Annotated in this window: 21 protein-coding genes; 9 read left to right on the top strand and 12 right to left on the bottom strand. The window is 57.8% G+C overall.

The window, feature by feature from the left end:
- Both tuf and RGAI101_RS15385 read right to left on the bottom strand, forming a co-directional pair.
- The coding region (gene tuf / locus RGAI101_RS15390) for an elongation factor Tu (protein ID WP_037228470.1) at positions 1-886 on the bottom strand (886 nt) is incomplete at its 3' end.
- Positions 887-1018: 132 nt separating this feature from the next.
- Positions 1019-1621, bottom strand: coding sequence for a hypothetical protein (locus RGAI101_RS15385; protein ID WP_008225336.1), 603 nt, complete (start codon positions 1619-1621; stop codon positions 1019-1021).
- A 130-nt stretch (positions 1622-1751) separates the two neighbouring features.
- Here RGAI101_RS15385 and RGAI101_RS15380 point away from each other — a divergent pair, with 130 nt between their 5' ends.
- Entirely contained in the window at positions 1752-3110 is a 1359-nt protein-coding gene (locus tag RGAI101_RS15380) for a cytochrome P450 (protein ID WP_037228467.1), read from the top strand.
- Here the strand turns inward: RGAI101_RS15380 and RGAI101_RS15375 are convergent.
- The 3 genes from RGAI101_RS15375 to RGAI101_RS15365 are packed head-to-tail and all read right to left on the bottom strand — an operon-like array spanning position 3107 to position 7839.
- Positions 3107-4198 carry a M48 family metallopeptidase gene (locus RGAI101_RS15375; RefSeq protein WP_008227467.1) on the bottom strand — a complete coding sequence of 364 codons (1092 nt, stop codon included), beginning with the start codon at positions 4196-4198 and terminating at the stop codon, positions 3107-3109. The genes RGAI101_RS15380 and RGAI101_RS15375 overlap by 4 nt on opposite strands.
- Positions 4195-5460 carry a DUF898 family protein gene (locus RGAI101_RS15370; RefSeq protein ID WP_037229687.1) on the bottom strand — a complete coding sequence of 422 codons (1266 nt, stop codon included), beginning with the start codon at positions 5458-5460 and terminating at the stop codon, positions 4195-4197. Before RGAI101_RS15370 ends, RGAI101_RS15375 begins: the two co-directional genes overlap by 4 nt.
- A 57-nt stretch (positions 5461-5517) precedes the next feature.
- Positions 5518-7839 carry a DNA topoisomerase IV subunit A gene (locus tag RGAI101_RS15365; protein WP_008227832.1) on the bottom strand — a complete coding sequence of 774 codons (2322 nt, stop codon included), beginning with the start codon at positions 7837-7839 and terminating at the stop codon, positions 5518-5520.
- Between the two features lie 207 nt (positions 7840-8046).
- Here RGAI101_RS15365 and RGAI101_RS15360 point away from each other — a divergent pair, with 207 nt between their 5' ends.
- From RGAI101_RS15360 to RGAI101_RS15335, 6 genes are all read left to right on the top strand, one after another.
- Positions 8047-8673: an SH3 domain-containing protein gene (locus tag RGAI101_RS15360; RefSeq protein ID WP_008228865.1), complete on the top strand. Its 627-nt coding sequence runs from the start codon at positions 8047-8049 to the stop codon at positions 8671-8673.
- 60 nt (positions 8674-8733) lie between these two features.
- Complete coding sequence (locus RGAI101_RS15355) at positions 8734-9561, top strand: SDR family NAD(P)-dependent oxidoreductase (protein ID WP_008228993.1); 828 nt, start codon at positions 8734-8736, stop codon at positions 9559-9561.
- A gap of 60 nt (positions 9562-9621) precedes the next feature.
- Positions 9622-9828, top strand: a complete 207-nt coding sequence (locus RGAI101_RS15350) for a twin transmembrane helix small protein (RefSeq protein ID WP_037228464.1) — start codon at positions 9622-9624, stop codon at positions 9826-9828.
- Positions 9828-10400, top strand: a complete 573-nt coding sequence (locus RGAI101_RS15345; protein ID WP_008226476.1) for a cob(I)yrinic acid a,c-diamide adenosyltransferase — start codon at positions 9828-9830, stop codon at positions 10398-10400. The genes RGAI101_RS15350 and RGAI101_RS15345 overlap by 1 nt, the downstream gene beginning before the upstream one ends.
- Positions 10401-10544: 144 nt before the next feature.
- A complete protein-coding gene (locus RGAI101_RS15340; RefSeq protein ID WP_008228916.1) occupies positions 10545-11303 on the top strand; it encodes an electron transfer flavoprotein subunit beta/FixA family protein in 759 nt (252 codons plus the stop codon).
- Positions 11303-12229, top strand: coding sequence for an electron transfer flavoprotein subunit alpha/FixB family protein (locus tag RGAI101_RS15335; RefSeq protein WP_008227224.1), 927 nt, complete (start codon positions 11303-11305; stop codon positions 12227-12229). The genes RGAI101_RS15340 and RGAI101_RS15335 overlap by 1 nt, the downstream gene beginning before the upstream one ends.
- A gap of 51 nt (positions 12230-12280) precedes the next feature.
- On the opposite strand, the gene RGAI101_RS15330 is transcribed toward RGAI101_RS15335, so the two are convergent.
- Positions 12281-13111, bottom strand: a complete 831-nt coding sequence (locus RGAI101_RS15330; protein WP_037228462.1) for a DUF6473 family protein — start codon at positions 13109-13111, stop codon at positions 12281-12283.
- Positions 13112-13269: 158 nt separating this feature from the next.
- Between RGAI101_RS15330 and RGAI101_RS15325 the strand changes: the two genes are divergently transcribed.
- The gene (locus RGAI101_RS15325; protein WP_008227001.1) at positions 13270-14145 is read left to right on the top strand and encodes a 3-hydroxybutyryl-CoA dehydrogenase; all 876 of its coding nucleotides are present in this window, start codon (positions 13270-13272) and stop codon (positions 14143-14145) included.
- Between the two features lie 751 nt (positions 14146-14896).
- Here the strand turns inward: RGAI101_RS15325 and RGAI101_RS15315 are convergent.
- From RGAI101_RS15315 to RGAI101_RS15290, 6 genes are read right to left on the bottom strand one after another with little or no spacing between them, the layout of a single operon-like run.
- Complete coding sequence (locus RGAI101_RS15315; protein WP_008225470.1) at positions 14897-15166, bottom strand: HPr family phosphocarrier protein; 270 nt, start codon at positions 15164-15166, stop codon at positions 14897-14899.
- 15 nt (positions 15167-15181) lie between these two features.
- Positions 15182-15574 carry a PTS sugar transporter subunit IIA gene (locus tag RGAI101_RS15310; RefSeq protein ID WP_037228458.1) on the bottom strand — a complete coding sequence of 131 codons (393 nt, stop codon included), beginning with the start codon at positions 15572-15574 and terminating at the stop codon, positions 15182-15184.
- The gene (rapZ, locus tag RGAI101_RS15305) at positions 15571-16464 is read right to left on the bottom strand and encodes an RNase adapter RapZ (RefSeq protein WP_008228165.1); all 894 of its coding nucleotides are present in this window, start codon (positions 16462-16464) and stop codon (positions 15571-15573) included. Before rapZ ends, RGAI101_RS15310 begins: the two co-directional genes overlap by 4 nt.
- The gene (locus tag RGAI101_RS15300) at positions 16457-16900 is read right to left on the bottom strand and encodes an HPr kinase/phosphorylase (protein ID WP_008228855.1); all 444 of its coding nucleotides are present in this window, start codon (positions 16898-16900) and stop codon (positions 16457-16459) included. The genes rapZ and RGAI101_RS15300 overlap by 8 nt, the downstream gene beginning before the upstream one ends.
- Before the next feature lie 3 nt (positions 16901-16903).
- Positions 16904-18589 (bottom strand): sensor histidine kinase, encoded by a 1686-nt coding sequence (locus tag RGAI101_RS15295; protein ID WP_198133707.1) that lies wholly within the window; start codon positions 18587-18589, stop codon positions 16904-16906.
- A 41-nt stretch (positions 18590-18630) separates the two neighbouring features.
- Positions 18631-19332 (bottom strand): response regulator transcription factor, encoded by a 702-nt coding sequence (locus RGAI101_RS15290; protein WP_008229330.1) that lies wholly within the window; start codon positions 19330-19332, stop codon positions 18631-18633.
- Positions 19333-19690: 358 nt separating this feature from the next.
- On the opposite strand from RGAI101_RS15290, the gene RGAI101_RS15285 reads away from it, so the two are divergent.
- On the top strand, positions 19691-21289 hold the full coding sequence (locus RGAI101_RS15285) for a phosphoenolpyruvate carboxykinase (protein ID WP_008228968.1): 1599 nt from the start codon (positions 19691-19693) through the stop codon (positions 21287-21289).
- The last annotated feature ends 1 nt before the right edge of the window (position 21290 follow it).

Genomic DNA, 21290 nt, shown 5'->3' with positions numbered 1-21290 from the left:
CCGACTTAGGCTTACACAGAACCTGACCGCGCTCGACGCCTTCACGGTCGATACCGCGCAGCAGAACACCAACGTTATCGCCGGCTTCACCACGATCCAGCAGCTTGCGGAACATTTCAACGCCGGTACATGTGGTGGTCTTGGTGTCACGGATACCAACGATTTCAATGCTGTCGCCAACGTTGATCACGCCACGTTCAACACGGCCTGTCACAACGGTACCACGACCGGAGATCGAGAACACGTCTTCCACGGGCATCAGGAACGGCTGGTCGATCGCGCGTGCTGGTGTCGGGATGTATTCGTCAACAGCGGCCATCAGCTTGCGGATGGATTCTTCGCCGATTTCGGGCTGCGTGCCGTTCATCGCGTGCAGGGCCGAACCCGGGATCACAGGCATGTCGTCGCCAGGGTAGTCGTAGGACGACAACAGCTCGCGGATTTCCATTTCAACCAGCTCGAGCAGTTCTTCGTCGTCTACCTGGTCAACTTTGTTCATGTAGACAACCATGGTCGGGATACCAACCTGGCGGCCCAGCAGGATGTGCTCGCGGGTTTGTGGCATCGGGCCATCGGCCGCGTTCACAACGAGGATCGCGCCGTCCATCTGCGCCGCACCGGTGATCATGTTCTTCACATAGTCAGCGTGGCCGGGGCAGTCGACGTGGGCGTAGTGACGGTTTTCGGTTTCGTATTCAACGTGCGCTGTCGAAATGGTGATGCCGCGTGCTTTTTCTTCGGGCGCCCCGTCGATCTGGTCATACGCGCGGAAATCACCGAAATACTTGGTGATCGCTGCTGTCAACGTCGTCTTGCCGTGGTCAACGTGACCGATCGTGCCGATGTTAACGTGTGGTTTATTACGTTCAAACTTTGCCTTAGCCATGGTGCAGCCCTTTATATGTTGCGGGTCTGATCCCAGTTCCAAACCCTATCTGGCGGGCGATGTATTGGGTCTGGCACATAAAATCAAGCGCATGTTCGCGCTTCTTGCCGCCTTGACCCAAGTAATTGCCCTCTATTCGCTGGTGGCCGCTGCAGTGCCCGGCACTTTTTCCCGCTTGATCACCGCATCGGCGGGTCTGTTGAACCAACCTTCGGCCTCGTTTTGCTTGACCAAATACGTTTCAATCGACTTGGCAGCATTCTGGCTGAGGTTCTTAAGCTGCTCTTCGGCAGTCTTGGTATAGCCCGACCCCACGATGGGCCCCTGATCAAAGGATTCGAACACCGTGATCTGGTGTGGCTTGTCTCCGGTCAGTTTTTTTCCGGCCGCATCATCCCAGACGGTCAGGTTCAGGATCATCACGGACTTGGGCGACAACACCAGCGGCACTCCCGGAGGGGCCAGCACGTAGCCTTCGACGCTGACACCGAAATGGTAGTTGCGCATGCCGTCGTAGCGGTCGAACCGCTCCGCGATTGCGTCTTTGACGGCGGTCGTCAGCACCTCTTCGCTGACCTTGCGGCTTAGCGGCAGTTCTTGCACCTTGGGTGCGACGACGATGTTGTGGTAAAGATTGAAGTCACCCAGCGGCACCGCCGGCTTTTGCAGATCAGACGCACCGTTACAGGCAGTCAGGAACGCGATACTGGTCAAAACGGCTAGAATACGGAACATAAGATGCCTCCCCCGGCGCAAAGATACGCATTGCGATAGCGCAAGCCCCGCTGGGGTGCAATCTTTTGCCACGCTGCACAGGGTGAGAGGACGTGCGATCCTGCCCCCCGCAAACGCGAAGGACCCGTTGATGAGCATTGCCGAACCATCCCGCCCTGTCCGCGTGCCCTTGGTGAACGAACCTTGGGGGCTGCTCAAAAGCGTGCAAATGGCACGGCGCAATATCCTGAGCATCATCCCCGAAATCGCGACCAAACAGCCTATGGTGTCGGGCAGGACCGGCAAGCGCTGGCACATGCTGATGGATCCCCCCACGATTCGCGAGGTCTTGCTGGACCGGCTTGAGGATTACCCGAAATCGGTCGTCACCAAGAATCTGCTAAAGCCCGCCATCGGGGAATCGCTTTGCATCGCGGAAGGGGCGCATTGGCGCTGGCAAAGGCGCGCTGCCGCCCCGGTGTTTTCCGCGCGCAACATGTTGAACCTGTCACCGATCATGACAAGCGCCGCCGAAAGATCCTGCGCACGCATCACCGCCGCTGGCCCCCGCGCGGTGAATTATCTGGATGAAATGGTGACGACGACCTTCGATGTGATCTCGGATGTGACGTTTTCGGGCGGCGGCACCTTTGACCGCGACGCCGTCCATGGCGCGATTGACGACTACATCGCAGAGGCAGGCAAGATCAGCCTATTCGACATGCTTGGCTTTCCCGACTGGGTGCCACGGCCCGGCCGCGCCCTGTCGGGCAAGGCCCTGAATGAGATGAAGCAGATGGCCGACCACGCGATCGAGGCGCGCGCACACCGCGGCCCCCAAGGCACGCCAGACCTGCTGGACCTGCTGCTGGACGGCGTCGACCCCAAGACCAAGCGCCAGATGAACACCGCAGAACTGCGCGACAATCTGCTGACTTTCATTGTGGCGGGCCACGAGACGACGGCGCTCACGCTGTCGTGGTCCCTCTATCTCATGGGGTTTGATCAAGCCGCCCAAGACAAGGCCCGCGCCCAGGCGCAATCGGTGCTGCAAGGCCGCGCGGCAACTGGCGCTGACGTGGCAAACCTGCCCTACATCCGCCAGATCATCGACGAGGCGTTGCGCCTGTATCCACCTGCGGGTCTGATTTCACGGACCGCGCAGAAACCCGACACGCTGGCAGGCACTGCGATTCGGCCCGGCGACACCGTGATGATCCCGATCTATGCCTTGGGCCACCATGAAATGCTGTGGGACGACCCTGACGCCTTTCGGCCTGAACGCTTTGCAGACCGCACATCGATTGACCGCTACGCCTATTTGCCCTTTGGCGACGGGCCGCGCATCTGCATAGGGGCCAGCTTTGCCTTGCAAGAAGCGGTGATTATCCTTGCCACCTTGCTGTCGCGGTTCAAATTCACGCCCGTCAAAGGCAAGAATCCTGAGCCCGTGATGATTCTGACCCTGCGCCCGCAAGGCGGGGTCTGGCTGATGGCGGAACCTGTCTAATCGCAGACCGCTTGCAGATCGGCCCAGCCCGCATCATCCAGAATTGGCGCGTAATCGCCATTCTCGTCCGTTGCTGCGCGGGCATTTTCGATCCGGTCAGACAGGCTGGGGTGGCTTAGAAAATGCGCCATCAAAGCATTGCCATCGCCATATTCGGCGCGCAGACGCTCAAACATCGAACCAAGCGCGGCAGGCGACACATTGGCTGCCTCTAGACGGGCATGTCCGAAGGCATCGGCGTCGGTTTCGGCCTGCTGGCTGTAATTAGCGCTGATCAGCCGTTCGGCCAGAACCAACACCGCCGCACCACCTGCAAAATCACCCAGCAAAAGCCCCAACACCCCGATGGACCCTGCCGACCGCAACGCATGGCGCGTCGGATCCCGGCTGACAACGTGGCCGATTTCATGGGCCAAGACGGCGGCGACCTCGTCTGGTGTTTCGGCCTGATCAATCAGCCCGCGAAAGATCACGACAAAGCCGCCCGGCAGAGCGAAAGCGTTGACCATCTCGTGATCCAACACTTGCACGCTCAGGCCCGCTGCACCGTCGACCCCGTTCAACGCGGCGGCCATCTGCGCCAGCGCGTCGAGCCCGGCAGGGTTTTCGCAAACCGGCAACGGGGCAAGGCCGGTTTCATCCAACGCCTTGCGAATCTGATCGAACGTCGCCTCGCCCAAGGCGCGCTCTCCGGCGGGAGGGATAAAAACCGCCAGCCGGTCCGCCAGCAGCGGCACCAGCACGGCAATCTGCAAGGCTACGGCAGCCACGGCAGCCATAGCCCATGCCGCCAATCTGCCGCGCCCCTTGGGTGGCGCTGCGCGTGTCGCGTTCGGCAAATGCGCGATCAGGCTGTGGTCGGTCACGAAAAGCCGCGCCAGGGGTTCGTTGATCATGCGCAGCATACGCCCCTGCCTGCCCGCACTGTCAGGCAAAACGCGGATATCCTTGACGGGCCAGAACAGCGTGTTGCCGTCATCCAGTCCGATCTGCAAATTCCCGTTCGCGATGTGCAGGCTGATTTCTTGGCTGACGGGGCGGTCTCCGTCGAAATAAGCCGATCCAAACGCGTCAAATCCGGTGCTCATATCGCCGCCCCCAGATCCAGCGCCTCGGCAAAACCTTCGGCCTCGGCGAATTCATCGCGGGCGCGCTGGCTGACGTAGCGCAGGCCGTAGCGCGTCGGCAAGGACAGCGTATTGGCCATGTGGCGCATCAATGGATATGTGACAAACGTGTTGTACAGCACGTTCCACATCAGGAATATCGTCAGGTAGAACATGGCGAACATGGCAATGCCCAGCCCCTGCGGCAGGTCCCAACCAAGGCTGAGCGGCCCCACATCAACGCCCAGAAGGACCCCTGCCCCAAATGTCCCGATCGCCCCCAAGACCAGCGCCACCACCCCGAGAACCAGCACCAGATAGGCGATGAAGTTGCCCAAGACGTAGATACTCACAACACGTGGCCCGCTAAGCCGCGATGCCAGCGAAATCCCTTCCGAGGACTTATGATCGGCCAAAATGCGTCTGGACACGAAACGGTAGTGGATCGCGCCGTAGATCAGCCCTAGAAAACCCAGCGGAAAGATCAACAGTCGCTCGATCCCGACGACGGGCATGGCGGGGGCACCCCCGTCCATCATTTCGTCGAAACTGCGCGTCACCCCCTCAAGGGTGATGTCCGCCGACACCACGACCGGATCAATCCAAAATAGCCAAAGCGCACCGGTGCCCAGCACCAACAGCGATACCGCAAAGGGTACAGCCGCACGATAAAGCATTGTCCATCCGCCGCCCTGATGCAGCCGCGCAGAGCCAAAGTAGGTCCGGTCGGTCACGTATTTCTCGAGCCAGAAGGTCATGCGGGGCCACAGCACCCCCAGACTGGCAATCGTGACCATCCAATGCAGACAGGCGCGCCAGGCATAGCCCCAAGCGCCCTTTTCCAGCCCAAAGCGGACCCCGCGCCACCGAGTGCGGGCCAGAACATAGCGCCGGGCGCGGTAGCGTGCGTAAAACCACAGCGGAATCACGCCTGCGAAACTGGCCAGATAGCCCAGCGAGGCGCTTGAAAAGACTGAAAAGCTGACGAACATCAGCAGCAGATTCACGATGCCAAGGTAAAACGTCAGGATCACCACGGCGATGAAAAACCCAAGCAGTTTTTCCAGCGGGTCGCCGACATATTCCATCGGGTGCCCGCCGGGTCGGATCGCCGACCAATACCAGCGCCGCATCCGCGTTTTCATCCAGAACCGATAAAATCCCAGCGTCAGGATCGTCCAGAAACCGGTTTTGAACGCCAGCCAGAACAGTGCGCCGCGTTTTCCGACAAAGGCCACCTGCAAGCCCTCGGGCTCAGCCGTGGGAAAGGTCAGCGCGGCATCTGTCACAGGGCCGTCCGATCAGCCAAACCGGTTGTCACGCGGGAAACCACGTGGGGCCATGCGGCCCGCACTCGCGCGCTTGCCGGTCCATTCGGTCAGATCGGATTCAGTGCGCGTGCGCCCCGCCGGATCTAGCCAGCTCAGGCCCTCGGACAGGGTGAACGTCGTTGCATCCGACATGCCGCCATCCTTGTATTTCTGCAAACGCACGCCTTTGCCGCGGCCCATCTCGGGCAGCTCATCAAGTCCGAAAACCAGCACCTTGCGGTTTTCGCCAACAACGGCAACGGCTTCACCCTTGATCGGCGCGCAGATCATCGCCTTGGCGTCGCCGCGCACGTTCAATACCTGCTTGCCGCTGCGGGTCTGGGCCAGCACTTCGTCTTCGGGCACCACGAAACCGTCACCGGCCGATGATGCCACCAGAAGCTTGCGCCCCGGTTTATGGATAAAGATATCGACGATCTGCACATCATTGGGCAGATCGACCATAAGGCGCAAGGGTTCGCCCATGCCGCGGCCACCGGGCAGGCTGACCGCGCCGATGGTATAAAACCGCCCGTTCGAACCGAACACCAACAACCGGTCCGTGGTTTCTGCGTGGAACACGAAACGCGGGCCGTCACCGTCTTTGAATTTCAGCTCGCGGTTCAGGTCGATATGGCCGGTCATCGCGCGGATCCAGCCCATTTCCGAACACACCACGGTGATCGGTTCACGGTCGATCATCGCCTCGAGCGGCACATCTTCGATTTCGCCCGCTTCGGCAAAGGTTGTGCGACGCAGGCCGACGTTGACGCCGTCCAACTTCCAGTCCTTGCCGAACTGCTTTTTCGTGGCGCGCAGCTGTTCGATGATGCTGTCCCATTGCAGGGCCTCACTGTCCAACAGATCTTCGAGACCGGCACGTTCGGCCATCAATTCGGACTGCTCGCGCAACAGCTCCATCTCTTCGAGACGACGCAGCGACCGCAGACGCATGTTCAGAATCGCATCTGCCTGAATTTCGGTCAGCGAATTTTCGGTCGTGGGCGCAGGCGGCACATAGTCGGATTCGTCGGTCGCGCGGGAATGCTTCTTGCCCCAGTCTTCTGCCATCAACGCGGCTTTGGGGTCTGCGTCGTAGCGGATGATGTCGATGACCCGGTCAAGGTTCAGGAAGGCGATGATGAAACCTTCAAGCACCTCAAGACGATGGTCGATCTTTTCCAACCGGTGCGCGGAACGGCGTTGCAGGACTTCGCGGCGGTGGTCCAGAAATGCGCGCAGCACTTCCTTCATTGAACACACCTTCGGCGTCAAACCATCGATCAACACGTTCATGTTGAGCGAGAACCGTACCTCAAGATCAGAGCTGCGGTAGAGCATCCCCATCAACACCTCGGGGTCCACGTTCTTCGAACGCGGTTCGATGATCAGGCGAATGTCCTCGGCTGATTCGTCACGCACGTCGCCCAAAATCGGAATCTTCTTGAGCTGGATCAGCTCCGCGATCTTTTCGATCAGCTTGGATTTCTGAACCTGATACGGGATTTCGGTAATGACGATCTGCCAGACACCGCGGCCCAAATCCTCGACGTTCCACCGGCAGCGCAGGCGAAAGCCCCCTTTGCCGGTGCGGTAAGCGTTGGCGATGTTCTCGGGCGGCTCGACAATGATCCCACCAGTGGGGAAATCGGGGCCGGGCACGAAATTCAGCAATGTATCGTCGCGGGCTTCAGGGGTCTTGATCAGGTGAATACACGCATCGACCAATTCAGAAATGTTGTGCGGCGGGATATTTGTCGCCATGCCAACGGCAATGCCCGACGACCCGTTGGCCAACAGATTGGGGAACTGCGCCGGCAGCACGACAGGTTCGGTCAGCGTGCCATCGTAGTTTTCACGGAAATCTACGGCGTTCTCGTTCAGCCCTTCCAGCATCGCCTCGGCAACGGCGGTCATGCGCGCTTCGGTATATCGGCTGGCAGCGGGGTTATCGCCGTCGATGTTTCCAAAGTTGCCCTGCCCGTCGACCAGCGGATAGCGCACGTTGAAATCCTGCGCCAAGCGCGCCATCGCGTCATAGATCGCGGCATCGCCGTGCGGGTGATAGTTCCCCATCACATCGCCCGAGATCTTGGCCGACTTGCGGAACCCGCCGGTTGAGCTGAGCCGAAGTTCGCGCATCGCGTATAGAATGCGGCGGTGAACGGGCTTTAACCCGTCACGGGCATCGGGCAGCGCACGGTGCATGATCGTGGACAGCGCATAGGTCAGATAACGGTCCCCTAACGCAAGGCGCAGGGGTTCGGAAACATTGCGGGGATCAAGATCGGATGGATCGGTAATATCTGACATGTCCGGTGTGTAGCCAAGCAGGCGTGACGCGGCAAGCGGCTGATTACGACAAAGTGATTTTGGGGATCACCCGGATGTCCCCTTAAGACAGAATTTTTCAAAAACAATCGGGAACCAACCCTGCTCTCGTAAAGTTAACTTTTTGTAACATAACAAGTGGGAACCAACTGTACGGTTCCAGACACGCTGGTAATTGGGGACTTAATTATGACACGGTTTATTCTATTGACGTTCGGCTTCTTGGGTTGGGCTTTCTACGAGATGAGCGGTGGCGCAAATTTTGAACCCAGACGCCCACAAATGGCGGCAAACGCTGCCGAAGCGACAGCGGTCGTAGCGCAAGCATCGGCCCCTGTCGCCAAGGCAACAGCCAAAGCCGAACCGGCGCAAAAGGTGGCCAAGACAACACCGGTTGACACAACACCCCCCGGATTTGCCAATTCCGTAAATCCCGACTATGTCATCCGCGCCTCAATGAACGTGACCGACAGCCAGAAGGCACCCGAAATCGCTCCGGTTCGCTATGTCCCCGTAAAATTCGGCTCGAACGCGTCCAGCGCAGATACGCCTGCCATCATCCCCAGCCTGATCACCCCCAACGATACCGGTGCAAACGTCATCTCGGCCAGCGCTGCTGACGACATCCGGGCGGTCTCTGGCAATCGGGTGAACGTTCGTGGCGGCCCAGGCACAAACTTCGGCATCGTCACACGCCTCGACCGTGGCGACTCCGTCGAGGTCATCGAAGATCTTGGCAACGGCTGGGTACAGATGCGCGCAATCGACGACGGTCGCGTGGGCTGGATCGCTGATTTCCTTCTGGCAAGCAGCTAACACATTGCCACCCCTGCAAGAACACGCGATGAAAGGCCTCCGGTATGGGGGCCTTTTTTTATGACAGCCAAGACAATTCTGATGACGGGATGTTCTTCTGGGATCGGCTATGCTGCTGCCCACGGGATGCGCGAACGCGGTTGGCGTGTCTTTGCCGCCTGCCGGCAACAGGCTGATTGCGACCGGCTGATTGCCGAAGGGTTCGACAGCCCCTTGCTGGATTACACCGACACCGCCAGCATTCACGCGGCCCTGGCCCAGGTGCTTGCCGCGACCGGTGGCACGCTGGATGCGCTTTACAACAACGGCGCTCATGGCACGCCCGGCGCGGTCGAAGACCTGCCGACCGATGCCCTGCGCGCTATTTTCGAGAGTAATTTCTTCGGCTGGCACGAATTGACCCGCGCGGTCCTGCCCGTCATGCGCGCCCAGGGGCATGGGCGGATCGTGCAATGCTCGTCGGTTCTTGGGCTTGTCACCATGCCTTGGCGCGGGGCTTACAACGCAACAAAATTCGCGCTTGAAGGGCTGACGGACACGCTGCGCATTGAAATGCGCGACACCCCGATCAAGATCGTCCTGATCGAACCCGGGCCCGTCACATCGAGGATTCGCGCCAATTCCATTCCGCATTTCGAACGCTGGATCGATTGGGAAAGCTCGCCGCGCAAAGCCCAATACGAGGCTGTTCTGCGCAAGCGTCTTTACGAAAGCCGTGGCCCCGACACGTTTGAACTGCCCCCCGAAGCGGTCATCCAAAAGCTGGTCCACGCGCTCGAATCGCCACGGCCGCACCCGCGCTATTATGTCACGACACCGACCTATATCTCCGGTATTTTACGCCGCATCCTGCCGACCCGCGCCCTTGATTGGGTACTGGCGCGCTAGATTGAGGTTGCGCAAAGCGTTTGCCCAGCTACATCTTCGCGCAACACGAAAGGAAAGTTCATGCCTGCTGATCCTCTATTCGTCCTCGTCGTCATCGCCGTTCTGGCGGTCGTGGTGGTCTTGATCCTGGGCCTTGGCGGTTTTGCCGGCGGCGGCGATTTCAACAAGCGCAATTCAAACAAGCTGATGCGGTGGCGGATCATCGCGCAGTTTATCGCGGTCGTACTGATCGTAATCTATGTCTACTTTCGCAAGGATGCTGGCTGATGGTCGTTCTCAACAAGATTTACACCCGTACCGGCGACAAGGGCGACACGGCCCTTGGGAACGGAAGCCGCGTGCCGAAACACAACGCCCGCGTCGACGCATATGGCACAGCGGACGAATTGAACTGCTTTGTCGGCATTGCCCGCCTTGCTGCCAAGGAAGAGACCGATGCGGCGCTCTCGCGCATTCAAAATGACCTGTTCGATATCGGGGCAGACCTGTGCCGCCCAGATATGAAAGCCGATGCAGAGGCCGAATACACGCCCCTGCGCATCGTCCCCGAGCAGGTGGACCGGCTGGAGCGCGAGATTGACACGATGAATGCCAGCCTTGAACCGCTGCGCAGTTTTATCTTGCCCGGCGGGTCAGAACTGGCCGCGCATCTGCATGTTTGCCGTACCGTGGCGCGCCGGGCAGAACGCCTGACCGTGTTACTGGCCGAACAGGAAGACGTGAACGAGGCCGCCGTGCGCTACCTGAACCGCCTGAGCGACTGGTTCTTTGTGGCCGCCCGCATCGCAAACAATGTCGGAAAAGACGACGTATTGTGGGTTCCGGGGGCAAACCGATAATCAAAAATCCCTAGAACGCCGCGTCGAAATCGCAAAAAACACCGTTTTTTTGCTGTTTCACACCGGAATGCTTCGTTACACCAACACAGAGTTAACATGACCGGGGCGAATAGCCCCAAAGCGTAAACCGAGGAGAAATCGCCCATGAAGGTATTGGTACCTGTTAAGCGCGTGATCGACTACAACGTAAAAGTACGTGTCAAAGCGGACGGAACGGGTGTTGATCTTGCCAACGTAAAAATGTCGATGAACCCGTTCGACGAAATTTCCGTCGAACAGGCCATCCGCCTCAAGGAGGCCGGTCAGGTTGATGAAATCGTCGTCGTTTCGATCGGCGTGAAGCAGTCGCAGGAAACCTTGCGTACCGCTTTGGCGATGGGGGCCGACCGCGCGATTCTGGTTGTTGCAGCCGATGACGTGCACAACGACATCGAGCCGCTGACAGTCGCAAAAATTCTCAAGGCGATCGTCGATGAAGAACAGCCCGGTCTGGTGCTGTGCGGCAAGCAGGCAATCGACAACGACATGAACGCAACCGGCCAGATGCTGTCCGCCCTGCTGGGTTGGTCGCAGGCGACCTTTGCGTCCAAAGTGGAAATCGATGGCGATAGCGCCGTCGTGACCCGCGAGGTCGATGGCGGCTTGCAGACGATCAAAGTGTCGATGCCGTCGGTCGTGACCGTCGACCTTCGTCTGAACGAACCACGCTATGCGTCCTTGCCCAACATCATGAAGGCCAAGAAAAAGCCGATGGATGAAAAAACGCCTGCAGATTATGGCGTTGAAATCGGAAACCGGTTGGAAATCCTGAAAACCGTTGAACCAGCAGAACGTGCAGCGGGCATCAAGGTTGATTCCGTCGATGAACTTGTGGCGAAACTCAAAGAAGCGGGGGCCGTGTAATGGCTGTTCTACTCCTTGCAGAAGTAACTGATGGCGCGTTGGCGATGGACGCGACCGCAAAGGCCGTGACAGCCGCACAAAAGCTGGGCGATGTAACCGTGCTTTGCGCAGGCGGCTCGGCCGCGGCAGCAGGCGAAGAAGCGTCGAAAATCGCCGGTGTTGCCAAGGTACTGGTTGCCGAAGACGACACATTGGGTCACCGCCTGGCGGAATCCACTGCGGCCTTGATCGTGTCGATGGCCGGCGATTATGACCACATCGTCGCCCCTGCGACCACAGACGCAAAAAACGTGATGCCGCGCGTTGCCGCCCTGCTGGACGTGATGATCATTTCCGACGCGTCCGGTGTGGTCGACGCCGATACGTTCGAACGTCCGATCTATGCGGGCAATGCGATCCAGACTGTCAAATCCTCGGATGCGAAAAAAGTCATCACCTTCCGCACATCGACATTCGATGCCGCAGAAACGGGAGGCTCTGCCTCGGTCGAGACGATGTCGGCAGTGGCTGATCCCGGGCTGTCGTCCTGGGTTGAAGATCACGTCGCAGCAAGCGACCGCCCCGAACTGACATCGGCTGGCGTTGTCGTGTCCGGTGGCCGTGGTGTCGGGTCCGAAGATGACTTCGCACTGATCGAAAAGCTTGCCGACAAGCTGGGTGCCGCCGTGGGCGCATCCCGTGCTGCGGTCGATTCGGGCTATGCGCCGAACGATTGGCAGGTTGGACAGACCGGCAAGGTCGTCGCCCCCGAGCTTTATGTTGCGGTCGGTATTTCCGGCGCGATTCAACACCTGGCCGGTATGAAAGACAGCAAAATCATCGTCGCCATCAACAAAGACGAAGAAGCGCCGATCTTTCAGGTTGCCGATTACGGTCTGGTCGCCGATCTGTTTGAGGCCGTGCCAGAGCTGATCGAAAAGCTGTAAGCCGGTACAATCGTAATTTTAGACGGCCCGCCTGATTGGCGGGCCGTTTTTTTATGTCAGCTCGGCAATCGCCTGGCTGATGGCCGCAGCCGCTTCTTCATGGGCTTGCACCCCCATCAACTCCTCGGCGCTATAGGCCTCGAGCGGGTTGAAGACCATGCCATTGGTACCGTCGTGCTGCGCGCGCCGGGACGGCACCACCTGAACAACCTTGGTCACATAGGGTGCCACTTGTTCCATCATCGAACGGGTCACAAAAAGGGGGTCCGGCCCCAGTCCGCCATGCTCCATGGGAAAATCAGATGGCGCATGATCGGCGAACCAAAGCAAAATGGTCTTGCCGCGCATCTGCCCCATCATCAACCGCATCCGGGCCACCCAAGCTGACTGCAACTCCTTATAGACGGCCTCAAAGCGATCAGGCGACTTCTTATGCAGGCCCATCAACAAATGTTTGTTGAAATTATATTCTGAAAAATCCACATCCCGAAAGATCGTCTTGAGCAATTCTGAAGGACCCACGAAACGGTCATTGCGACGCGGGTGGACTGAATAGAACCGATTGGTCATGTTATGCGCCCCCATCACCTGCATGACGGTAACCTTGGCGTCCGCGGCTGCCCCCGGCACGAAAGGGTCATGCGCAAAAACGTCGATGCCCGCGTTGACGCATCCGAAGTTTGCGCACACCAGCCCGGTTTCATTTTCAACCAGCGACGGGAACGGTTTTTCAATGAACCGCCCGTAGGTTTCAGTGCCGCCGATAAAGGCAACATAGGGTTTTTCCAGCTTTCGCCGTGGCCCTCTGAATAAAAGTTTTGACGCGCCATAGCGGCACGGCAAATAGTCCAGGGCCCCCGGCCCCGTTGCATCATAGGTCATATCGCCCACCTTTTTAAACTCACCCGGGGCCCAGATTGCACGTTAGGTTTTGCGATTCCCTTAAGGATTCGATTTATGAAAAGCTGTCGGTAAATCGAGCACTTGCAGGCCCTCCCTTGGGCGCATTATGCTGCGATCAAACAAAAAAGGGACAGGCCATGGACATCCAAACAATCGGCATCGTTGGCGCGGGCCAGATGGGCAACGGGATCGCACATGTGATGGCGCTGGCTGGGTATGACGTATTGTTGACAGATGTCAGTGCCGATGCACTTCAGAAGGCGGTCGACACCATCACCGGCAATCTGGACCGACAGGTCGGGCGCGGAAAAGTCGCCGAAGCAGACCGCGACGCGGCACTTGCCCGGATCGTGACAACACAGACCTTGAGTGATCTAGGCCAAAGTGATCTGGTCATCGAAGCGGCGACGGAACGCGAAACCGTCAAGCAGGCCATCTTTGAAGACTTGATACCACACCTCAAGCCGACGACCATTCTGACATCAAATACGTCGTCGATTTCCATCACAAGATTGGCAAGCCGGACCGACAGACCCGAGAAATTCATGGGCTTCCACTTCATGAACCCCGTTCCAGTCATGCAGTTGGTCGAACTGATCCGTGGCATCGCTACGGACAAAGAGACCTTTGCCGCATGCCGCGCGGTCGTCGATAAGCTGGGCAAAACCGCCGCGTCGGCCGAGGATTTCCCCGCCTTTATCGTAAACCGCATCCTCATGCCGATGATCAACGAGGCTGTCTATACATTGTACGAGGGCGTGGGATCGGTTGAATCAATCGACAGTTCGCTGAAGCTTGGGGCGAACCACCCGATGGGGCCGCTGGAGCTGGCCGATTTTATCGGCCTCGATACATGCCTTGCCATCATGAACGTGCTGCATGACGGTCTGGCCGATACCAAGTATCGCCCTTGCCCGTTGCTTACCAAATACGTCGAGGCGGGATGGTTGGGCAGGAAAACCAGTCGCGGATTTTATGATTATCGTGGGGATGTTCCGGTTCCAACGCGTTAAGATCTGATATGTTACGACGGTTCGGAATGGGGGCCAGCCCCCAGACCCCCGGGATTTTCAACCATTTGGAAAAGCCACTCGGCCCGTTGGTTTTTGAATATGGACCGAGTGAGCCCAGAGATACGCTGGGCTCGCCGGCAGCGCACATCTAACATTCAGTCAACACATGGGCAGCGATTGGGCGTTTGGGTTTATTGCAGGTATGGGCGACATTTTGCAGCAGTAATCCTTGGCGGCTCATCAGCGATAATTTTTAGCCGTTTGATATTTAAGGCTGTCCGCTCCGAATGAATTTTACTCGCAGGGCTAGCGTTATCGTTCCGGGTTGTAGGGGAAAGGTAGCGAGATCATTTAGCTGCGGAACCTCATCAATTGAGGTCAAAAGCGACCGCTTGAGGTTGCGGAAATCGCAGTTGGGCACGGCCGATGGGATCGGGAACCTTTATTCCGCGAAAATTATTCGCGACAACACTGATCGGACCGGTTGTTCGGGTCCGATCAAGCTGCTTTTACGGCACTGCGAGATCGATCCCCATGTTGATCAAGGCAACACGCCAAAATCCCTTCTGCGTGCAGCTATGATCTGCTGATGATAGATTAAGGCATAGGGACCTTTTGCGATCATATCAGGTTACGCTGAAGTCCTCGGATGCCAGAATTCCGGCAGCTGGCCAGTGCTTTGCCTCAGATATTGCCGTCACAGGGCCTGCCGTCAACCGGCCAATAAGGCTATCACGAAGCGTTAATGGGGTCAGTTACCCTCGCCGAATTTGTCAGCAACGAGCGCCGTCAGCGCCTCGACCAGAGCCTCCGCATCAGCACCGCTCGTTTGAATGTCGATTGTGGTGCCTTTCGATGCGGCCAGCATTAGCAGCCCCATGATGCTGTCGCCAGAGGCTGACATACCGTCCTTGCTAACCTCGGCACGGGCGTCGAAAGCCTCTACCACCTCGACAAGTTTGGCAGACGCGCGGGCGTGCAGACCTTTTTCGTTTATGATTTTCAGTGATATTTGAGGCATGAATATGGGGCCTTGCTATTCTTTGCTGACATTCTGGCTGTCAATATATTTCCGACCTGCCGCAAGCGCCGCACGCACGGCTTCGGGAACCTCGAGGTCACGAGACTTTGCCAGCTTGATGAGCATCGGCAAATTTGCACCATAAAGGATCCGGCGGTTTTTTGGACGGCACGCCAACAAGCTCAGGTTGGAAGGAGAGCCGCCAAACAGATCGGTGACAACGACAACCCCTTGGCCCATGTCAACCTCATCTGCGGCCTCACAGATTTCCATTTCCTTGGCCTTGCGGTCGTGGTCGGCATGAATCGAAATCGCGCGGACACCATTTTGAGATCCAACAACATGTTCGATTGCAGCCAAGTATTCCTTGGCCAGCCCCCCATGTGCAACGATCACAATACCTATCAACGCGTTGTCTCTTCCCGCTTTTTCTGTTCCAACTCGCGATGCCTAACTGACACCTGCCAGCCTGCATTCGCAAGGTTGAAAGCGTGTTGCTCGGCCAGAGTTACTGACCGGTGTTGCCCCCCCGTACAGCCAAACGCAAGAGAGATATGCGATTTACCCTCCGTCTTGCAGGCAGGCAAGATCAAAAGGCTGAGATCAAGAACCTGTTTGGCAAAGGCTTCAAAAAGCGGATCCTGTCCGACATATGCGGCGACCCTTTCATCGGTACCGTTCATACCACGCAGGGACGGGTCCCAGAACGGATTGCGAAGAAACCGGCAGTCAAACACCATATCGGCACTGCGGGGCAATCCGCGTTTGTAGGAAAACGACTGTACTGAAATACTCAGGTGGTGGGCACCGCCGACAGCAAACCAGCGCTCCAACTCTTCGCGCAGCTGGTGGACGTTCAATTCAGTTGTATCGATCAGGACATCCGCGTTTGCGCGCACGGGACCGAGAATTTCCTTTTCACGGCGAATTCCTTCTACCGGGCTATCCGCCTCGGCGAGCGGATGCCGCCTTCGGGTTTCCGAAAACCGGCGCAGCAGCACATCGGTACTGCAATTGAGGTAAAGCAGATCAACATCCAGATTTTCGCGCGCGCGCAGCTGGGACAAGAGATCGTTAACCATGTCAGTCGAGAAATCCCGGTTTCGCGGGTCGATTCCCAATGCCAACGGGCGCAGCTGCCCCGGTGCGTCAAGCAGCGACAAGAGCATCCGTAAGGGGATGTTATCAATGACCTCGAAACCTGCATCTTCCAGGACATTAAGCGCAGATGAACGCCCCGCCCCCGCAGGGCCGGTCACCAAGACAATACGCTTTATGTTGGCTTTTGGTTCATTCATCTCGCTGTGGCTTCATCGTTCTGAGGTATAGAAGTAGGGCGGCCGGGAAGTGCGGCCCGTCACACCGATGCAAGCAGGGGACCCCCTGTCCAAGCAACATCGCTTCATGTGCAAATGGTAGACGCTCTTTTTCATCGTGGTCCAGATCAACCGAAAGGTAAATCGGAATATCCGAGACAAATGGTAGCGTGAGCAGGCCTACGCCGCGCGCTTCGATACGACCTTTGATCGTGTCCGGCACGTTCGCGTGCAGCCGGTTCGCGACAGTAGAAACTTCGGTCCTGTCATCTGCGACCAATATCGCCCCGAGGGCGATCAACTGCAATGCGAGCGATGACTTACCGCTGCCTGATCCACCCAGAATAACCAGACCGCGCCGATCGACTGCAACAGTTGTCGCATGAATGATCTGACGCGAAGCTGGCGTTTTGCCCATCGGCTAGGCCGGCAACCCAACGACAAAGCGCGCGCCAAGTGGCTCTGACGTGATGTCGGCCTCTGTCGGTCGGATGTTTTCTGCCCAGATCACACCGCCATGTGCTTCGACGATTTGCTTGGAAATCGCGAGCCCAAGACCGGAGTTATTTCCGAAATGCTCGTCAGGTCGCTGGGAATAAAACCGCTTGAAGATCTTCGAAAGCGCCTGATCCGGAATGCCGGGGCCGGTGTCCTCGACGACGACAAGCACCCGATTTTCGCGCTGCCGTGCCCATACCCGGATGGCATCGCCATCTTCACAAAACGACACTGCATTTGTGATCAAGTTAACGAAAACCTGCGCAAGACGCGCCTCAAGCCCATGCACGATGATTGGGGTCTCTGGCAGGTCGGTGATAAAATCAATGCCCTGCTTGCGCGCGTCCTCTCCAAGATACTGCCCAAGATTGCCGATCATCGTCAGCAGATCGAACGGCTCTTCCTCTTCTTTGACCAGCTCGCTGTCCAACCGTGATGCATTGGAAATATCGCTTACCAGTCGGTCAAGTCTTCTTACGTCATGGTCAATGACGTCCAGCAATTTCTCGCGCTGGTCGTCTCGTTTGATCAGCCGAAGCGTTCCCACCGCAGAACGTAAGGACGCCAGCGGGTTCTTGATCTCATGAGCCACATCGGCGGCAAACTGTTCGTTCCCGTCAATCCGGTTGTAAAGTGCCGATACCATCCCGCGCAGCGCGCCCGAAAGCCGACCAATCTCGTCGGGCCGCGCGGTCAGATCGGGAATGCGGATGCGACCGGGGTTCATCTTGCGCGCGTCCTTGTCGCGGCCCAGTTCGGCTGCAGCAGCAAGATCGGCCAAGGGATTCGCGATCGTTGACGCCAGAACAAGACTCAGGCCGATCGACACCAAGGTGGCGATGACGAACATCTGCAAGACCCGCTCGCGTTCGCCCCGCACCAGCTTGTCAATCTCGCCTGCCGCGGAAGTGGCCGCGACGACGCCAACGGCAACACCATTCTGCAAGATCGGGGTGGTGACGGTGAAAAGTGTCCCGCCCTGTGCGTCAAGATTGTCCCGAATTTGCGTGCCGTTGGCCAACGCGTCCGCGACGAGCGGCTTCAGCTGGTTTTCGATTGGCACCACTTCGGCTGTCGTATCCTGCCCAAAGGGGCTAGAGAGCGTCGCCCAAAGCCAGCTTAGTCCATCGGATAGCAAAGTCTTGTCGCTCCGGTCCGGATTCGAAGCGATTTTCGGCATCCGCCCCTCGGAGCGGGCAAGCAGGCTGTCGTTAGGGTCGAAGACGAACACTTCAATGCCGCTGCGCAAGTCGAGGCGATCAAGGCTGGCGACCACGTCAACCTCTGCATTGTCCGAAAGATTTGTTACGGCACTCGAAGGCAGCTGCGCCTCGAACACGCCTGCAATCAACTCGGCCTCTGAAACCAGGGACGCGCCGCGCTGCACTGCCAAGCTGTCGCGAGAGGAATTGAGATAAAGAATACCCGCGACCAAGACATTCAACGCAATCAAATTGAACGTGATGATCTTGCGTGTCAGTGGCGACGCGCGCAGCGAGAAAAGCCCCCGCCGGGACCGCTTTACACGCAATTCATCGGTCGCGGCCTTGTCCGGGGCGACCCAATCATCGCCCAGAACAACGTCACCGTCCCGCATAGGCGTGGCCATGTCTCGCACAAAATTCCTTTCGGCAATCGCCATAGCTCAGATCACTCTTCGTTATATCTATAGCCAATACCATAAAGTGTCTCAATCGCCGAGAACCCATCATCTGCGGTCCGCATCTTCTTGCGCAGACGCTTGATATGGCTGTCGATCGTACGGTCATCGACATATACTTGATCGTCATATGCGACATCCATCAACTGGTCGCGTGACTTCACGAAACCGGGACGCTGTGCAAGTGCCTGAAGCAACAGGAATTCTGTCACCGTCAACGATACGTCCTTGCCTTTCCAACTGACGGCATGCCGCAAGGGGTCCATCCGCAGGTCGCCCCGCTCGATCACCTTGGTTTCCTCCGTCTCGCCGACCTCGTTGTTCTCGACCGCGTCCTGCCGGCGCAAAAGCGCGCGGATGCGTTCAACCAACAGCCTTTGGCTAAAAGGTTTTTTGACGTAATCATCGGCCCCCATGCGCAGGCCCAGAACCTCGTCAATCTCGTCGTCCTTGGACGTCAGGAAAATGATCGGCATCGCTGTCTTCTGGCGTAACCGCTGCAACAAATCCATGCCGTCCATACGGGGCATCTTGATATCGAGGACCGCCATGTCGGGAAGCTTCTTGTTGAAAGCGTCCAGTGCAGCCTGACCGTCGTTGTAGGTCTCGACTTCAAAACCTTCTGCTTCAAGAGTCATCGAAACCGACGTCAGGATGTTCCTGTCGTCGTCTACCAATGCAATTCTGGACATTGCCCGTTTCCTTTACGCTGCTCAATTATCATTTTTTTCTTTCAGTGATCCCCAATTTACCCGATCGAATCAATCCAAAAGTGCGAATCACCTCTCCTGTCGGTCATATTTCCGCCATAATTTGGTTAGGAATGGCTAAATTGCCGCAGTCCTCTCTCTAAAATTGTAGTATATCAGCCGCTATAGGCCCGCCGTTTCCAAGCTTGGGCAGAGAACCGCGCGATGATGGCGCTAACTGCGTCAAAGCCGACTGTTCATATCGTAAATCGACGTGCTAAGACGCCCCCACGGCCCAAGCGGTCGCTTTATTTTTGAAGAATTTCGTGCCCACCCTTGGCGCATCTACAGGAGACATCCCATGACGTTAGGCCGCGTAAATCCGCAATTCCGCCTCGAAGATCAAGGCATTAGCGGGCTAGGTGATGTCTATTACAACATGATCGAACCCGCTTTGGTCGAAGCGGCGCTCAAGCGCGGCGAAGGTACGTTGGGCAAAGGCGGCACGCTGCTGGTAACGACCGGCAAGTTCACCGGTCGGTCCCCCAAGGACAAGCATGTCGTCAAGACCGACAGTGTTGCCGACACGATCTGGTGGGAAAACAACGCCGCGATGTCACCAGAAGGGTTCGACGCGCTGCACAAGGATATGCTGGCCCACATGCAGGGCCGTGACTATTTCGTACAGGACCTTGTCGGGGGCGCAGATCCCAAACATGCAATCAATGTGCGTATGGTGACCGAACTTGCGTGGCATGGCCTGTTCATCCGCCACATGCTGCGCCGCCCCGAACGTGATGCGCTGAATGACTTCATCGCCGACTTTACCGTCATCAACTGCCCCAGCTTTTCCGCTGACCCTGCAAAGCATGATTGTCGCTCCGAAACTGTGATCGCGATGAACTTCGACAAGAAGATGATCCTGATCGGTGGCACCGAATATGCGGGCGAAAACAAAAAATCCGTCTTTACCCTGCTGAACTATTTGCTGCCCGGCAAAGGCGTCATGCCGATGCATTGCTCGGCCAACCACGCCACGGGGAACCCCGTCGACACCGCCGTGTTCTTCGGCCTGTCCGGCACCGGCAAGACCACCCTGTCCGCAGACCCAGGCCGCACGTTGATCGGCGATGATGAACATGGCTGGTCCGACAACGGCACCTTCAACTTCGAAGGCGGTTGCTATGCAAAAACGATCAACCTAAGCCGCGAGGCCGAACCGGAGATCTACGCGACGACCGAAAAATTCGCCACGGTCATCGAAAACATGGTCTTTGACGAAGAAACCAAAGAGCTTGATTTCAATGATGATTCCCTGACGGCGAACATGCGCTGCGCCTATCCGCTGCACTATATCTCCAATGCATCAGCCAAGGCGACCGGCGGACACCCCAAGAACATCATCATGTTGACCTGTGATGCTTTCGGCGTCCTGCCCCCCATCGCCCGGTTGACGCCGGCACAGGCGATGTACCACTTCCTGTCGGGCTTTACCTCCAAGGTTGCCGGCACCGAACGTGGCGTGACCGAACCGGAGCCAACGTTCTCCACCTGCTTCGGTGCACCCTTCATGCCGCGCCGTCCCGAGGTCTACGGCAACCTTCTGCGCGAAAAGATCGCGACACATGGCGCGACATGCTGGCTGGTGAATACCGGCTGGACAGGCGGAGCCTATGGCACAGGCAGCCGGATGCCGATCAAGGCAACCCGCGCCCTGCTGACTGCAGCTTTGGAAGGTGGCCTGGCCGGCGTCGAATACCGCAAGGATCCGAACTTTGGCTTCGACGTGCCCGTCGCGGTGACCGGCGTTGCAGACATCCTGCTGGATCCGCGCCGTACTTGGGATAATCCTGAATCATACGATCGTCAGGCCACCAAACTGGTCAACATGTTCTCGGCGAACTTTGAACAATACATGGCCTATATCGACGACGACGTAAAAGCCGCCGCGATCGGCTGAT

The organism is Roseobacter sp. GAI101 (assembly GCF_000156335.1).
Taxonomy (GTDB): Bacteria; Pseudomonadota; Alphaproteobacteria; order Rhodobacterales; family Rhodobacteraceae; genus Sulfitobacter.
The sequence above is the reverse complement of the archived record's forward strand: the minus strand, read 5'-3'. Positions and strand labels throughout refer to the sequence as shown.

Bases quoted from the DNA above. Each gene is read 5' to 3' on its own strand.
- RGAI101_RS15385 (WP_008225336.1), bottom strand. From the start codon at position 1,621: ATGTTCCGTATTCTAGCCGTTTTGACCAGTATCGCGTTCCTGACTGCC.
- RGAI101_RS15380 (WP_037228467.1), top strand. From the start codon at position 1,752: ATGAGCATTGCCGAACCATCCCGCCCTGTCCGCGTGCCCTTGGTGAAC.
- RGAI101_RS15375 (WP_008227467.1), bottom strand. From the start codon at position 4,198: ATGAGCACCGGATTTGACGCGTTTGGATCGGCTTATTTCGACGGAGAC.
- RGAI101_RS15365 (WP_008227832.1), bottom strand. From the start codon at position 7,839: ATGTCAGATATTACCGATCCATCCGATCTTGATCCCCGCAATGTTTCC.
- RGAI101_RS15360 (WP_008228865.1), top strand. From the start codon at position 8,047: ATGACACGGTTTATTCTATTGACGTTCGGCTTCTTGGGTTGGGCTTTC.
- RGAI101_RS15355 (WP_008228993.1), top strand. From the start codon at position 8,734: ATGACAGCCAAGACAATTCTGATGACGGGATGTTCTTCTGGGATCGGC.
- RGAI101_RS15350 (WP_037228464.1), top strand. From the start codon at position 9,622: ATGCCTGCTGATCCTCTATTCGTCCTCGTCGTCATCGCCGTTCTGGCG.
- RGAI101_RS15345 (WP_008226476.1), top strand. From the start codon at position 9,828: ATGGTCGTTCTCAACAAGATTTACACCCGTACCGGCGACAAGGGCGAC.
- RGAI101_RS15340 (WP_008228916.1), top strand. From the start codon at position 10,545: ATGAAGGTATTGGTACCTGTTAAGCGCGTGATCGACTACAACGTAAAA.
- RGAI101_RS15335 (WP_008227224.1), top strand. From the start codon at position 11,303: ATGGCTGTTCTACTCCTTGCAGAAGTAACTGATGGCGCGTTGGCGATG.
- RGAI101_RS15330 (WP_037228462.1), bottom strand. From the start codon at position 13,111: ATGACCTATGATGCAACGGGGCCGGGGGCCCTGGACTATTTGCCGTGC.
- RGAI101_RS15325 (WP_008227001.1), top strand. From the start codon at position 13,270: ATGGACATCCAAACAATCGGCATCGTTGGCGCGGGCCAGATGGGCAAC.
- RGAI101_RS15315 (WP_008225470.1), bottom strand. From the start codon at position 15,166: ATGCCTCAAATATCACTGAAAATCATAAACGAAAAAGGTCTGCACGCC.
- rapZ (WP_008228165.1), bottom strand. From the start codon at position 16,464: ATGAATGAACCAAAAGCCAACATAAAGCGTATTGTCTTGGTGACCGGC.
- RGAI101_RS15300 (WP_008228855.1), bottom strand. From the start codon at position 16,900: ATGGGCAAAACGCCAGCTTCGCGTCAGATCATTCATGCGACAACTGTT.
- RGAI101_RS15295 (WP_198133707.1), bottom strand. From the start codon at position 18,589: ATGGCCACGCCTATGCGGGACGGTGACGTTGTTCTGGGCGATGATTGG.
- RGAI101_RS15290 (WP_008229330.1), bottom strand. From the start codon at position 19,332: ATGTCCAGAATTGCATTGGTAGACGACGACAGGAACATCCTGACGTCG.
- RGAI101_RS15285 (WP_008228968.1), top strand. From the start codon at position 19,691: ATGACGTTAGGCCGCGTAAATCCGCAATTCCGCCTCGAAGATCAAGGC.